The organism is Cupriavidus sp. BIC8F (assembly GCF_032465815.1).
In the GTDB taxonomy this organism is placed as follows: domain Bacteria; phylum Pseudomonadota; class Gammaproteobacteria; order Burkholderiales; family Burkholderiaceae; genus Cupriavidus; species Cupriavidus necator.
In genome coordinates this window covers 1012179-1026441 of record NZ_CP136094.1, presented here as the reverse complement: position 1 = coordinate 1026441, position 14263 = coordinate 1012179, and the positions used below count along the sequence as shown (strand labels likewise).

General features: G+C 67.5%; 13 protein-coding genes. 9 read left to right on the top strand and 4 right to left on the bottom strand.

Annotated elements, in window-relative coordinates; all coding sequences use genetic code 11:
- Positions 1-256: 256 nt before the first annotated feature.
- Positions 257-958 (bottom strand): ribosome biogenesis GTP-binding protein YihA/YsxC, encoded by a 702-nt coding sequence (gene yihA, locus RS901_RS04750; protein WP_316151736.1) that lies wholly within the window; start codon positions 956-958, stop codon positions 257-259.
- Between the two features lie 500 nt (positions 959-1458).
- Between yihA and RS901_RS04745 the strand changes: the two genes are divergently transcribed.
- The 8 genes from RS901_RS04745 (at position 1459) to msrQ (ending at position 9589) form a co-directional block, all read left to right on the top strand.
- Complete coding sequence (locus RS901_RS04745; protein ID WP_316151735.1) at positions 1459-2118, top strand: c-type cytochrome; 660 nt, start codon at positions 1459-1461, stop codon at positions 2116-2118.
- A gap of 187 nt (positions 2119-2305) precedes the next feature.
- Positions 2306-4492, top strand: coding sequence for a cytochrome c biogenesis protein ResB (locus RS901_RS04740; protein ID WP_316151734.1), 2187 nt, complete (start codon positions 2306-2308; stop codon positions 4490-4492).
- Between the two features lie 49 nt (positions 4493-4541).
- Entirely contained in the window at positions 4542-5708 is a 1167-nt protein-coding gene (gene ccsB / locus RS901_RS04735) for a c-type cytochrome biogenesis protein CcsB (RefSeq protein WP_316153384.1), read from the top strand.
- Positions 5709-5869: 161 nt separating this feature from the next.
- Positions 5870-6298 carry a hypothetical protein gene (locus RS901_RS04730; RefSeq protein WP_316151733.1) on the top strand — a complete coding sequence of 143 codons (429 nt, stop codon included), beginning with the start codon at positions 5870-5872 and terminating at the stop codon, positions 6296-6298.
- 30 nt (positions 6299-6328) lie between these two features.
- Positions 6329-6871 carry an RNA polymerase sigma factor gene (locus tag RS901_RS04725; protein WP_316151732.1) on the top strand — a complete coding sequence of 181 codons (543 nt, stop codon included), beginning with the start codon at positions 6329-6331 and terminating at the stop codon, positions 6869-6871.
- Positions 6868-7710 (top strand): anti-sigma factor, encoded by an 843-nt coding sequence (locus RS901_RS04720; RefSeq protein WP_316151731.1) that lies wholly within the window; start codon positions 6868-6870, stop codon positions 7708-7710. Before RS901_RS04725 ends, RS901_RS04720 begins: the two co-directional genes overlap by 4 nt.
- A gap of 179 nt (positions 7711-7889) precedes the next feature.
- Complete coding sequence (gene msrP, locus RS901_RS04715; RefSeq protein ID WP_316151730.1) at positions 7890-8891, top strand: protein-methionine-sulfoxide reductase catalytic subunit MsrP; 1002 nt, start codon at positions 7890-7892, stop codon at positions 8889-8891.
- Positions 8891-9589 (top strand): protein-methionine-sulfoxide reductase heme-binding subunit MsrQ, encoded by a 699-nt coding sequence (gene msrQ, locus RS901_RS04710; RefSeq protein ID WP_316151729.1) that lies wholly within the window; start codon positions 8891-8893, stop codon positions 9587-9589. The genes msrP and msrQ overlap by 1 nt, the downstream gene beginning before the upstream one ends.
- A 19-nt stretch (positions 9590-9608) precedes the next feature.
- Here msrQ and lysA read toward each other — a convergent pair whose 3' ends face one another.
- Together lysA and RS901_RS04700 are read right to left on the bottom strand one after the other, a co-directional pair.
- The gene (gene lysA, locus RS901_RS04705; RefSeq protein ID WP_316151728.1) at positions 9609-10868 is read right to left on the bottom strand and encodes a diaminopimelate decarboxylase; all 1260 of its coding nucleotides are present in this window, start codon (positions 10866-10868) and stop codon (positions 9609-9611) included.
- Between the two features lie 2 nt (positions 10869-10870).
- Positions 10871-11104, bottom strand: coding sequence for a hypothetical protein (locus tag RS901_RS04700; RefSeq protein ID WP_316151727.1), 234 nt, complete (start codon positions 11102-11104; stop codon positions 10871-10873).
- Positions 11105-11248: 144 nt separating this feature from the next.
- Here RS901_RS04700 and cyaY point away from each other — a divergent pair, with 144 nt between their 5' ends.
- Positions 11249-11584, top strand: coding sequence for an iron donor protein CyaY (gene cyaY, locus RS901_RS04695; protein WP_010812358.1), 336 nt, complete (start codon positions 11249-11251; stop codon positions 11582-11584).
- A 71-nt stretch (positions 11585-11655) separates the two neighbouring features.
- Here cyaY and RS901_RS04690 read toward each other — a convergent pair whose 3' ends face one another.
- A complete protein-coding gene (locus RS901_RS04690) occupies positions 11656-14028 on the bottom strand; it encodes a penicillin-binding protein 1A (protein WP_316151726.1) in 2373 nt (790 codons plus the stop codon).
- Positions 14029-14263: the final 235 nt, after the last annotated feature.

Genomic DNA, 14263 nt, shown 5'->3' with positions numbered 1-14263 from the left:
TCTTGACTGTAGAGCTGGACAGGAAAGCGGGCCGGCAAGCACGGCGCGCGCGGCAAAGCGCGGTCCAAGGCGGCTGGCCGAAGAAAAACTAAACTTTTGAGCGTGCCCGCTATCATACTCGCGGACACTTTGCGTTGCGCCCTGCGTGGCGCGGTGTCCCCCGCTACTCCTCCCTGAGCGGGTACCCGCCCCAGCGGCGGGAAAGTTTGTCCCCGTTGCTTGCGACGGGGCTTTTTTTTGCGCGCCGGGATGAGGCTTACTCAGCCGGATCGGCGGTGGGCGGGTCCGTCTTTTCGGGGACGGCCTTCGGCTCGGCCTTCTGCGCTTCCGGCAGGTTCAGCCAGCCGGCGATCACGCCCTGCGCCTCTTCGATGCCGCGGCGCTTGAGGCTGGAGAAGAGCTGTGCCGTCATGGGCACCGGTGTCTCCATCTGCTCGGCGTAGCCCTGCAGCATCTTGCGGGTCTCGCGCAGCGCCTTGGCGTTGTCGCTGTTGGTGAGCTTGTCGGCCTTGGTCAGCAGCACATGGATGGGGCGCGCCGTCGGCAGGAACCATTCCACCATCTGGCAATCGAGATCCGTGAACGGACGGCGCGCGTCCATCATCAGGATCAGGCCGGACAGTTGCTGGCGCGTCTGCACATAGTCGCTCAGCAGCCCCTGCCAGTGGAACTTGGCCGAGCCCGAGACCTCGGCATAGCCGTATCCGGGCAGGTCGACCAGGAAGGCGAGCGGGTCGGGCGCCTTGACCGGCGCCACCGAGAAATAGTTGATGTGCTGCGTGCGCCCGGGCGTGCGCGACGAGAACGCCAGCCGCTTCTGGTTGCACAGGATATTGATGGCCGTGGACTTGCCGGCGTTGGAGCGGCCGGCGAATGCCACCTCCGGCACGGCTGTGGCGGGCAGGTCGCGCAGGTGGTTCACGGTGATGAAGAAGCGGGCCTGGTGAAGAAGGGACATGCGCTAGAGCGGTGGGGCGGGCCGCGGAGGCTGTGCGCATTGCGCATGCCGGGGCCGGGGTCTCGCCAGGGTGGGATGGCTGGCGGCCTGGGCCGCCCGCCGGGGTTGATCTGGCGCAGCCCGAAAGGGGCATGACAAGGCGCAAGGCATCAATCCGGCACATAACTTATTGTACAATACGCCGGTTAACGGTCTCCTGAACGGGTGACGCGTGGCATCCATGGCCGCGTGCCTCGGCTGCCGTCGTCCGGGCGGGAAGCCTAGTGTGTCGTTCCATCGTGGGCAGGGCCCTTGCCCCGCATTGCGCGTTGCACCGGAGGGTGCGGCGGCGGCGGGAGCGGGCTGGCGGGGTCTGCCGCCACGGCCAGCGCTTTGCGGATCGGTCAGCCGCGCGCGGGTCGCCACGATACCAGCCTTTGCACCGGCGCGTCCTCACCGCCGGCAAAGCGCAGGGCCGGCACGCATCACGGTATCCAAAACAATTCAGAGAAGGTGTGCGAATGAACCGCATTGCGAAGATTCTGGGTGTCCTGGCTTTGGCCGTTCCTGCCGCCGCCCTTTCCGGACTGGCATCTGCCGCAGAGCAGGCCGCCGCAAAGGCTGACCCGGCCAAGGGTGAAACGCTGTACACGCAAGGTGCCCCCGACCGCAATGTGCCCGCCTGCCTGAGCTGCCACGGCGCCGCCGGCAACAGCGCCGCCGCCGCCAATCCGAAGCTGGCCGCCCAGCATCCCGAGTACGTCCACAAGCAGCTGGCCGACTTCAAGTCCAAGGCACGCAACAACGCGATCATGGTCCCGATGGCGTCGGTGCTGACCGACGAGGAAATGCGCAACGTCGGCGCCTACCTGGCCAAGCAGTCGCTCAAGCCGGCCACCGCCAAGAACAAGGACACCATCGAAGCCGGCCAGAAGATCTACCGCGGCGGCATCGCTGCCAAGGGCGTGCCCGCCTGCGCCGCCTGCCATGGTCCTACTGCCGCCGGCATCCCCGCCCAGTACCCGCGCATCGGCGGCCAGTGGGCGGACTATACCGAGGCACAACTGGTGGCATTCCGCCAGGGCACCCGCAAGAACAACCCGGTCATGACGACCATCGCCGCCAAGATGTCGGATGCCGAGATCAAGGCGGTGGCGGATTACGTCGCCGGCGTTCGATAACGATTCCGCGACTCCGCTGGCGCCCGCCAGGCGCCGGCGCGTTGGTTTGACGGCCCCCGTTCCGGCGGGTGTGCCGCGGCATGCAACCGAACGCGCCTGTCACAATCGAAAAGGGTGGCCTGCTTGCCAAAGCATGTCCGCCCTTTTTTCATTTCCAAGCCGCACGTTGTTTTAGGTTTCCCTGCACATGTCGACCGCTTCCACTTCAGGGCTGCACCTGAAGACCTCTCACCGCGTGCTGCGCGACGCGGTCGAATTGTTGTCCTCGATGCGCTTCGCGATTGCGCTGCTGACGGTGATCTCCATCGCCAGCGTGATCGGCACCGTGCTCAAGCAGAACGAGCCGTATCCCAACTACGTCAACCAGTTCGGGCCGTTCTGGGCCGATGTGTTCCACACGCTGTCGCTGCAGAAGGTCTACGGGTCCTGGTGGTTCCTGCTGATCCTGGCGTTCCTGGTGGTGTCGACCAGCCTCTGCCTGGTGCGCAACGCGCCCAAGATGGTGGCGGACATGCGTTCGTGGAAGGACCATGTGCGCGAGCGCAGCCTGCGCGCCTTCCATCACCGCGGCGAATTCGACGGCGCGCGCCCGCGCACCGAGGCGGTGAGCCGCCTGTCGGCGCTGCTGCGCAACCGCGGCTACCGCCTCAAGGCGGCCGAGCATGACGGCGCCACGCTGCTGGCGGCCAAGGCCGGTGCGGCCAACAAGGCCGGCTATATCCTGGCGCACACCGCCATCGTGGTGATCTGCATTGGCGGCCTGCTGGACGGCGACCTGCTGATCCGCGCGCAGATGTGGCTGGGCGGCAAGACCCCGATCAGCGGCAACGCGGTCATCAGCGAGATCCCGCCGCAGCACCGGCTGTCGGCGAGCAACCCGGGCTTCCGCGGCAACGCTTACGTGCCCGAAGGCTCCACTGTCTCCACCGCCATCCTGAACATCGCCGATGGCGCGCTGGTGCAGGACCTGCCGTTCGCGATCACGCTGAAGAAGTTCAAGGTCGATTTCTACGAGACCGGCATGCCCAAGCTGTTTGCCTCGGATGTGGTCGTGACCGACCGCGCCACCGGCAAGCAGACCGAGGCCACCATCAAGGTGAACGAGCCGCTGATCGTCGACGGCATCGCCATCTACCAGTCCAGCTTCGAGGATGGCGGCTCGCGCCTGAAGTTCGTCGGCTACCCGATGCAGGGCAGCGGCCACGCCACCTTCACCGTCGATGGAGCGGTGGGCGGCAACAAGCCGCTGGCGGGCACCGGCACCAGCGCCGACAGTGAAGGCCTGACGGTCGAGTTCAGCGACTTCCGGCTGATGAATATCGAGAACGTCACCGATGCCTCGGGCAAGCCCGACGCGCGCGGCGTGGCGCGCAAGTCGTTCAACGAGACGCTGGAAAAGCACCTGGGCGCCGCCGCCAGCACTGACCGCGCCAAGACGCTGCGCAACGTCGGCCCGTCGGTGCAGTACAAGCTGCGCGACCGCACCGGCCAGGCGCGCGAGTACAACAACTACATGGTGCCGGTGCAGATGGACGGCCAGTCGGTGTTCCTGGCCGGCATGCGCGAATCGCCCAGCGAACAATTCCGCTATCTGCGCATCCCCGCCGACGACCAGGGCAGCGTGGCCGACTGGATGCGCCTGCGCGCCGCGCTGCAGGACCGCGCGCTGCGCGGCGAGGCCGCGCGCCGCTTTGCGCTGGCGTCGATGCCGGGCGATGACAAGGCCGACCTGCGCCGCCAGTTGGCCGAAAGCTCGCTGCGTGCGCTCGACCTGTTCGCCGGCGCCACGCGGCCCTCGCCGGATTCGCCCCCGGGCGGCTTCACCGCGATCGCAGCCTTCCTGGAGAAATCCGTGCCCCCGGCCGAGCAGCAGAAGGCCGCCGACGTGCTCCTGAAGATCCTGAATGGCTCGATGTGGGAGCTGTGGCAGCTGGCGCGCGCCCAGGACAAGCTGCCGGTGGTGGCCAACAGCGCCCAGAGCGGCACCTTCCTGCAGCAGGCCATCAACGCGCTGTCGGACAGTTTCTTCTACGGCGCGCCGGTGTTCCTGCAGCTCGACGACTTCAAGGAGATCAAGGCCAGCGTGTTCCAGTTGACCCGTGCGCCGGGCAAGAACATCGTGTATCTTGGCTGTCTGCTGCTGGTGCTGGGCGTGTTCGCGATGTTCTATATCCGTGAGCGCCGGGTCTGGATCTGGGTGAAAGACAAGCCCGCCGAGGGCGACACCGAGCCTGGCAGCCATGTGCTGATGGCGATGTCGACTCAGCGCCGCACGATGGATTTCGAAAAGGAATTCACGGCGCTGCGCGACGATATCGGCCGCGCCGCAGGGGGCCGCAGCGATGCGCCCGGGCCCGCCGGCACTCCCCACTGAATTGAGCAGGTACGCTATGTCCTCAAATGTGAACCAGGCCGGTCCCGCCATGCGCGGCACCACGCGCGCCGACACCGGCGCTGACGAGGCCTATCTCGAACCTTCCTTCCTGCGCCGCCTGACCTGGGTGGATTGGCTCTTTGCGCTGGCACTGGCGGTTGGCGCCGGCGTGGCGCTGTCGCAATACGGGCAATGGATGGACGGCTACGACAAGGCCGTGCTGATCGGCGCCGTGCCTACCTTTGCGCTGCTTGGCTGGCACTGGAAGGCGGTGCGCCCGCTGATGCTGGCGCTCACCGCGCTGTCGCTGTTCGCGATCCAGCTCTATCAGGGGCAGCTGGCGCGCGCCGACCAGGCTTTCTTCCTGAAGTATTTCCTGTCGAGCCAGTCGGCCATCCTGTGGATGAGCGCACTGGTGTTCCTGTCCACGCTGTTCTACTGGCTCGGACTGGCGACGCGCTCGAACACGGGCTACAGCCTCGGCAGCAAGCTGTGCTGGGGCGCGGTGGTGCTGGGCTTCACCGGCCTGCTGGTGCGCTGGTACGAGTCCTACCTGATCGGCACGGACATCGGCCATATCCCCATTTCCAACCTGTATGAAGTGTTCGTGCTGTTCACGCTGATCACTTCGCTGTTCTACCTGTACTACGAAGGCCGCTACGCCACGCGCGCGCTGGGCCCGTTCGTGATGCTGGTGGTGTCGGCCGCGGTGGGCTTCCTGTTGTGGTACACGGTCAGCCGCAATGCGCAGGAGATCCAGCCGCTGGTGCCGGCGCTGCAGAGCTGGTGGATGAAGATCCACGTGCCGGCCAACTTTATCGGCTACGGCACCTTTGCGCTGGCGGCGATGGTCTCGGTGGCCTACCTGCTCAAGCAGCGTGGCATCCTGGCCGAACGCCTGCCATCGCTGGAGCTGCTTGATGATGTGATGTACAAGGCCATCGCGGTCGGCTTTGCCTTCTTCACCATCGCCACCATCCTGGGCGCGCTGTGGGCGGCTGAGGCCTGGGGCGGCTACTGGAGCTGGGACCCGAAGGAAACCTGGGCGCTGATCGTCTGGCTGAACTACGCGGCGTGGCTGCACATGCGGCTGATGAAGGGCCTGCGCGGCACGGTGGCGGCCTGGTGGGCGCTGGTCGGTCTGCTGGTGACGACCTTCGCGTTCCTGGGCGTCAACATGTTCCTGTCGGGACTGCACAGCTACGGCGAACTGTGACGCGGCGTCATGCTGCAATGCAAAAACCTGCCTCCGGGCAGGTTTTTTTTCGTCTTTTTTTTCAATTTTTTTGGCCGCCCAGGGAATAAACGCATCACATCCGGTGTTTACTTGAGGAGCGGTGCCGGTTGGCGGCATCGGTTTGCATGGAGAATAAGATCATGGCAAGTCTGCGTCGTAACGCTGCAGCATCCCTCGTTCGTCCCGCCGCGCTCGCGCTCGGCTGCGCGGCGGTCCTGCTCGCCGGCTGTGCCGGTATGGGCGGCACTGCCGGCAATATGCCGCCCACGGTGAAGGTGGCCAGTGGCGTGCTGACCGATCCGCAGGGACTGACGCTGTACACCTTCGACCGCGACACCGCCGGTAGCGGCAAGAGCGCCTGCAACGGTCCGTGCGCCACCAACTGGCCGCCGCTGATGGCAGCGCCTGGCACCAGTGCGTCGGGCCAGTACACCATCATCACGCGCGATGACGGCGGCAAGCAGTGGGCGTACCGCGGCATGCCGCTGTACCGCTTTGCCAAGGACGCCAAGCCGGGCGACCGCGCCGGCGACAACCTCAACAACGTCTGGCACGTGGCCAAGCCCTGACGCTTCAGCAGCCACCACCGCAGCCACGGCATGGAAGGGTTTGACGGCCAGCTCGTCGCGCTGGCGCCGCGGCTGCGGCGCCATGCGCGCGGCCTCACCGGCGACGCGGCGCTGGCCGACGACCTGGTGCAGGACACGCTCGAGCGCGCGCTGCGCTACCGCTGGCGCTTCCGCCTGCGCCCCGGCGCCTGGTGGGGCGACGGCGCCGATGGCCTGCTGCCGTGGCTGCTGACCCTGATGCACCGCCTGCGCCTGAATACCGTGCGTAGGAAGGAACTGGTGGTCACCACCGACACGCTGCCCGAGGTCAGCGCCCCCGCTGACGACCCCGGCTTGCGCCGCGACCTGGTGCAGGCGCTGGCGCAACTGCCGGAGGCGCAACGCGCGGTGCTGCTGCTGGTCAGCCTGGAGCAACTGACGTATGCCGAGGCCGCGCGCGTGCTCGACGTGCCGCAGGGCACGGTGATGTCGCGCCTGGCGCGGGCGCGCGAGCAGATGCGCCGGCTGCTCGACGGCAAGGCGCCCGCTGCCGTGCCGGCAGCTTCCGGCAAGCCCCTGCAGCGGGTGAAATGATGTCCGCCATCCACGAAGCCGATCTCCACGCCTACGCCGATGGCCAGCTTTCCGGCGCGCGCCGCGCGGCCGTGGAGGCGTACCTGGCGCAGCACCCGGACGCGGCGGCGCAGGTTGCCGCCTGGCGCCGGCAGGCCGACGCCCTGCACGGGGGGCTGGATCCGATACTGAACGAACCGGTGCCGCTCGCGGCCTTGCCGCCCGGGCTGCATGGCGATGGCCGGCGCGAGACCGCGCGACCACGGCGGCCGCGCTGGACCATGGCACTGGCGGCCACCTGCGCGTCGGTGGCGCTGCTGTCTGTCGGCGGCGTTCTCGGCTGGCTGGCCCATGGCCGCCTTGGCGGCGTGTCCGTGGCGATGGCGCCCGGCGAGCGCTTTGCGCGCGAGGCGCTGGCCACGCACGCGGTCTACGCCCCGGAAATGCGCCACCCGGTTGAAGTCGCGGCGACGGAAGAGGCCCACCTGATCGCATGGCTGTCCAAGCGCCTGGGCACGGCGCTGCAGGTGCCGGACCTGCGCGCGCAGGGCTTCCACCTGATCGGCGGCCGGCTGGGCGTGGCCGAAGGCGGCCCGTCGGCCATCCTGATGTATGAAGCGGACGATGGCACGCGCCTGTCGCTGCAGCTGCGGCGCATGGCACAGGGCACCCCCGATACGGGCTTCCGCGTCGAGCGCATGCCAGGCGGAGGCACCAGGCGGCCAGCCGCCGGCCGCGACCCGATGATGGCCTTCTACTGGATCGACCGCGACCTCGGCTTTGCGCTGGCGGGCCCGCTGGAACGGGCGCGGCTGCTGACGCTGGCGCAGGTGGTGTACCAGCAATATCAGGGCGGATAGCGGGGTGCGAGGTGCAGGCGGCACATTGCGTGCGCCTGACGCCTCATGACCCGCGGCATTCCGACGCGGGCACAAAAAACTGTCAGGACTGGCCCGCACTCTCCGACCAAGGCCAGAGTCCAATCCTGCGAGCGTGTGGGCGCGACCGGCGCCGGCACGGCCAGGCAACGAGGAAAACCATGCTGATCCCTTCCCCCAAATGGCTGCGCGGCGGCGATATCGCCGCCAGCGAGATTACGCCCCGCCACGTCTTCGAAGCGCGCCGCCGCGTGCTGGCGCTGGCCGCCGCCGGCGCCGCCGGCAGCACGCTGGCGCCGTGGTTTGCGCGCCAGGCCCTGGCGCAGGGGCAGCACGGCCAGAAGCTGGCCGCCACGCCCAACAACGCCTATGTCATCACGGACAAGCGCACGCCCTTCGAGGACGTCACCACCTACAACAACTTCTACGAATTCGGCACCGACAAGTCCGACCCGGCGCGCAACGCCGGCACGCTGCGCCCGCGCCCGTGGCAGGTGTCGGTGGAAGGGCTGGTGAAGAAGCCCAAGGTCTATGACCTAGACGAGCTGATGAAGCTGGCGGCAATGGAAGAGCGCGTCTACCGCCTGCGCTGCGTGGAGGGTTGGTCGATGGTGATCCCGTGGGTCGGCTACCCGCTGGCCGAGCTGATCCGGCGCGTCGAGCCGCAGCCTGGTGCCAGGTACATCCAGTTCATCACGCTGGCCGACAAGAAGCAGATGCCCGGCGTCAGCAGCGGCGTGCTCGACTGGCCGTACAGCGAGGGCCTGCGCATGGACGAGGCCATGCACCCGCTGGCGTTGCTGACCTTCGGCCTGTATGGCGAGACCCTGCCCAACCAGAACGGCGCCCCGGTGCGCATGGTGGTGCCGTGGAAGTACGGCTTCAAGAGCGCCAAGTCGATCGTGAAGATCCGCTTTGTCGACAAGCAGCCGCCCACCTGCTGGAACCTGGCCGCGCCGCAGGAATACGGCTTCTATTCGAACGTGAACCCGGACGTGGACCATCCGCGCTGGAGCCAGGCCACTGAGCGCCGCATCGGCGAGGAGCGCGGCAGCGGCTTTGGCGCGTTGTTCGCGCCCAAGCGCAAGACCCTGCCGTTCAATGGCTACGGCCAGCAGGTGGCGTCGCTGTACCAGGGCATGGACCTGAAGAAGTTCTTCTGATGCAAGGCGAGCGCATGGCTACCTCTTCCACCAGCGCCGCCGCCGTGGCGGCGCGCAAGCCGGCCGGCCTGGCCACGTTGTCGCCGCAGCGCGTGCGCGCGCTCAAGCTTGCGCTCTGGCTGCTGGCGCTGCTGCCGTTCGTACGGCTGCTGTACCTGGGTGCCACGGAACAGTTCGGCGCCAATCCGCTTGAATTCGTGACCCGCTCCACCGGCACCTGGACGCTGGTGATGCTGTGCCTGACGCTGACCATCACCCCGCTGCGCCGCCTCACAGGCTGGAACTGGCTGATCAAGCTGCGGCGCATGCTGGGCCTGTTTGCGTTCTTCTACGGCCTGCAGCACTTCCTGCTGTGGATCGGGGTGGACCGCGGCTTTGACTTCGCCTACATGATCAAGGACGTGTACAAGCGGCCCTTCATCACGGTGGGTTTCACTGCCTTCATGCTGATGATCCCGCTGGCGCTGACCTCGACCAACGGCATGGTGCGCTGGCTGGGCGGCAAGCGCTGGCAGGCGCTGCACAAGCTGGTCTATGCGATCGCGGTGCTGGCCATCCTGCACTACTGGTGGCACAAGGCGGGCAAGAACGACTTTGGCGAAGTGTCGATCTACGCGGCGGTGGTGTTCGTGCTGCTGGGGATGCGGCTGTGGTGGCGGCTGCGCAAGCCCGCTGGGGCGCGCCAGCCCGCCGCGTAGGCGGGCCGGGCTTTGGGGTTCAGTCCTGCAGCAGGCGTTCGTCGCGGAACAGGTCCTCGACCAGTTCGCGCTCGCGCACCAGGTGCACGCTGGCGCCATCGACCATCACTTCGGCGGCGCGCGGGCGGGTGTTGTAGTTGGAGCTCATGGTGAAGCCGTAGGCGCCGGCCGACATCACTGCCAGCAGGTCGCCCGGCTGCGCAGCCAGCGCGCGGTCGCGGCCCAGCCAGTCGCCCGATTCGCACACCGGGCCGACGATGTCGTAGGTCACCGCTTGCGCGTCGCGCAGCACCACCGGCTCGATGCGGTGGTAGGCCTCGTACATCGCCGGGCGTGCCAGGTCATTCATGGCGGCATCGACGATGCAGAAGTTCTTGGCCGCGCCGGGCTTGAGGAACTCCACCTGCGTCAGCAGCACGCCGGCGTTGCCCACCAGCGAGCGGCCCGGCTCGAACAGCACCTCGCGGTGGCCGTGGCCGCGCGCGGCCACGCGTTCCAGCAGCGTGGTGGCAAAGCCGGTGATGTCCGGCGGGGTTTCGTCGGTGTAGGTGATGCCCAGGCCGCCGCCAACGTCGATATGCTCCAGGCGGATGCCGTCGCGCTCGAGCGCCTCGACCACGTCCAGCACCTTGTCCAGCGCTTCAAGGTAGGGCTCCACCTCAGTGATCTGCGAACCGATATGGCAGTCGATGCCGGTCACTTCCAGGTGCGGCAGCGCGGCCGCGGCGCGGTAGGTCGGCAGCACGTCCTCGAAGGCGATGCCGAACTTGTTGCCCTTCAGGCCGGTGGAGATATACGGGTGCGTCTTCGCATCCACGTCCGGGTTGATGCGCAGCGACACGCGCGCACGCTTGCCCATGCGGCCGGCCACTTCGTTCAGGCGGTCCAGTTCGGGGATCGACTCGACATTGAAGCAGCGCACGTCGTGTGCCAGCGCCAGTTCCATTTCCGCCGCGCTCTTGCCCACGCCGGAGAACACCACCTTGCGCGGGTCGCCGCCGGCGGCCAGCACGCGCTTGAGCTCGCCGCCCGAGACGATGTCGAAGCCGGCACCGAGCTTGGCAAACACCTGCAGCACCGCCAAGTTGGAGTTTGCCTTCATGGCGTACTGGACCTGCGCCTTGCGGCCCTGGCAGGCGGCGGCGTAGGCCTGGTAGGCAGCGGTCAGCGCCGCGCGCGAGTACACGTAGGTCGGCGTGCCGAATTCAGCGGCGATGCGCGCCAGCGGCACCTGCTCGACGGCAAGCGCGCCGTCCTGGCGATGGAAAAATGCGGTCATGGTTATCGGGTGGTGGGGGCGGCAGGGGACGAGGCCGGTTGCGTGGCGGGGGCAGGGGTGGCGGGCGGGGCCGGCATGGCATCGGCGCGGCCCAGGCCCGGATCCGTCACGGTCGGCGGGGTCGGCTCGGGCGGCACTTTGGGCATGGTCAGCGGCCCGCGGATGCCGCATCCGCCCAGTAGGGGCATCGCAAGGGCGGCGGCAAACGCCGATACAATCGCAACACGACGCAGCATCGGGTCGTCCTTTAGGCTGTTGGCAAGGCGTTGGATGCCCGACGCGCAACGGCCGGGCATCCGAAGGATTCTTAACAAAAAAGCCGTTCGCGCCACGTACTCCCGGTCCGGGCAGCGGCGGCAACGGCGGTCTCGGAGTTTAGCATGCCCCCCTTGAGCGAAAGCGAGTTCCTGGCCCTGGCCACGCAGGAGCTGGACCGCATCGAAGCCACGGTCGAGGCGGCCGCCGACGCGGCCGACGCCGATATTGAGATCAGCCGCACCGGCAACGTGATGGAGCTGGAGTTCGAGAACGGCACCAAGATCATCATCAACAGCCAGGCGCCGATGCAGGAGCTGTGGGTGGCCGCGCGCGCCGGCGGCTTCCACTTCCGCCGCGACGGCGAGCGCTGGATCGACACCCGCAACGGCGGCGAGCTGTATGCGGCGCTGTCGGGCTACGTCAGCGAGCAGGCCGGCGCGGCCCTCACGCTGGGCTGACGCAAAGCCTGCCTCGCGGGCAAAAGAAAAGCCGGCCTTGTGGCCGGCTTTCTGCTGTCTGGCGGCCGTGATCAGGCGCCGCCGAACATCTCCAGGATCTTCTTCTTCTCGGCCTCGGTGTCGGCCGGCGCGGTGGCCGATTCCTCCTGCTTGCCCGGCCACGGATCGCCCAGGCCCACCGAAGCCACCCCGGCGCCGCCGGCGTTCTCTTCGAAGGTCCAGTCGCCGCCCACCATCAGCACGCCTTCCGGCGCAGGGCGCTCGGGCGACTCCGGCACACCCTTGAGCGCCTTGCTCATATAGCCCACCCAGATCGGCAGGGCCAGGCCGCCACCGGTTTCGCGCACGCCCAGGCTCTTGGGCTGGTCGTAGCCCATCCAGGCGATCGCCACCAGGTTGGGAGTGTAGCCGGCGAACCAGGCATCGACCGCGTCGTTGGTGGTGCCGGTCTTGCCCGCCAGGTCGTTCCGGCCCAGGCGCTGCTTGGCGCTGTTGGCGGTGCCCATGCGCACCACGTCGCGCAGCATGGTGTCGGCGATAAAGGCGGTGCGTGCGTCAAGCACCCGCACCGCGTCGCTGCCGGCGCGCTGCGGCTGGGTTTCGGAGATCACGTTGCCGCGCGCGTCCACCACCTTCTGGATCAGGTACGGGTTGACGCGGTAGCCGCCGTTGGCGAACACCGAGTATGCGCCCGCCATCTGCAGCGGCGTCACGGCGCCCGAACCCAGCGCCATCGGCAGGTAGGCCGGATGCTTGTCGGCCTCGAAGCCGAAGCGCGTGATGTAGTCCTGCGCGTACTGCGTGCCGATCGCGCGCAGGATCCGCACCGAGACCAGGTTCTTGGACTTGGCCAGCGCGCGGCGCATGGTCATCGGACCCTCGAAGCGGCCGTCATAGTTTTTCGGTTCCCACACCTGGCCGCCGGTGTCGGGGCCGATCGTCAGCGGTGCGTCGTTGATCACCGTGGCCGGCGAGAAGCCCTTTTCCAGCGCGGCCGAGTAGATGAACGGCTTGAAGCTGGAACCCGGCTGGCGCCAGGCCTGCGTCACGTGGTTGAACTTGTTGCGGTTGAAGTCGAAGCCGCCCACCATCGAGCGGATCTCGCCGTCCTGCGGGTTGATCGACACGAACGCCGCGGCCACTTCCGGCAGCTGGGTCACCGACCAGCTGCCTTTCTCGTCCTGGGTCACGCGGATGACCGCGCCGGCGCGCATCTTCATCTTGGGTTGCGCGTTGGACGACAGCGACGGCGAGATAAAGCGCAGCGCCGGGCCTTCGATGGTTGCCACTTCGCCGGACAGCAGCGTCGCCTTCACCTGCCTGGCCGACACGCTGGTGACCACGGCCGAGCGCAGGTCGCCGCTGCCGGGGTGCTCGACCAGCGCATCGTCGATGGCCTGCTCGCGCTCGGCCGGGTCGGAAGGCAGGTCGATAAAGGCCTCGGGGCCGCGGTAGCCGTGCTTGCGCTCGTAGTTCATGATGCCGGTGCGCACCGACTCATAGGCGGCGTCCTGGTCCGGCTTGGTCAGCGTGGTGTAGACCGTCAGGCCGCGCGTATAGGTTTCTTCGCGGTACTGCGCGTACATCAGCTGGCGCACGATCTCGGCGACGTACTCGGCGTGGGTGGAGAACTCGTTGCCCTCGGTGCGCACCTTCAGCTCCGAGCGCACGGCCTCGTCGTACTGCTCGGCCGTGATGTAGCGCAGGTCGCGCATGCGCTGCAGGATGTACTCCTGGCGCACCTTGGCGCGGCGCGGATTGACCACCGGGTTGTACGCCGACGGTGCCTTGGGCAGGCCCGCCAGCATGGCGGCCTCGGCCGGGGTCACGTCGCGCACCGACTTGCCGAAGTACACGCGCGCGGCGCTGTCGAAGCCGTAGGCGCGCTGCCCCAGGTAGATCTGGTTCATGTACAGCTCGAGGATCTGGTCCTTGTTCAGGTTGGCCTCAATCTTGTACGCCAGCAGCATTTCGTAGATCTTGCGCGTGTAGGTCTTCTCGCTGGAGAGGAAGAAGTTGCGCGCCACCTGCATGGTGATGGTGGAGGCGCCCTGCGACAGCCCGCCGCGCAGGTTGGCCAGCCCGGCGCGCAACACGCCGACGAAGTCGACGCCGCCGTGCTCGTAGAAGCGGTCGTCCTCGATCGCCAGGACCGCCTTTTTCATCACGTCCGGAATCTCGGCGATGGGTACGAAGTTGCGCCGCTCTTCGCCGAATTCGCCGATCAGCACATTGTCCGCGGTGTAGATGCGAAGCGGGATCTTGGGCCGGTAGTCGGTGATGGTGTCCAGCGATGGCAGGTTGGGCGCAGCCACCAGCAGCGCGTAGCCAAGCAGCAGCGCGATCACGACGGCTCCGGCGACAACCAGTCCGACCGCCCCGAACATGAGCCGCGCCCAGATCGAGCGGCGGGCAGGGTGGGACTTGTGTTGTGCGGTGGCCATAAGGGAAATACCTAGTCAGGGGTGCCCGGGATTATATCTTCCGGCATGGGCCCGTCCGGGCGTACAGTGGTGCGGGCACCGCTATCGCGCTGTTACAAGATGTAATGTGGCGAAAGCTGGCATGCACGGCGACGTTGCATGCAGCTAAAGGCGTACGGGCGGGCGCACAAGCGCGCACGGAAGGGAACCCGACGACCGTGGGGTTTTGGCAACGGATTGGCGAGGGTCTTCTCAA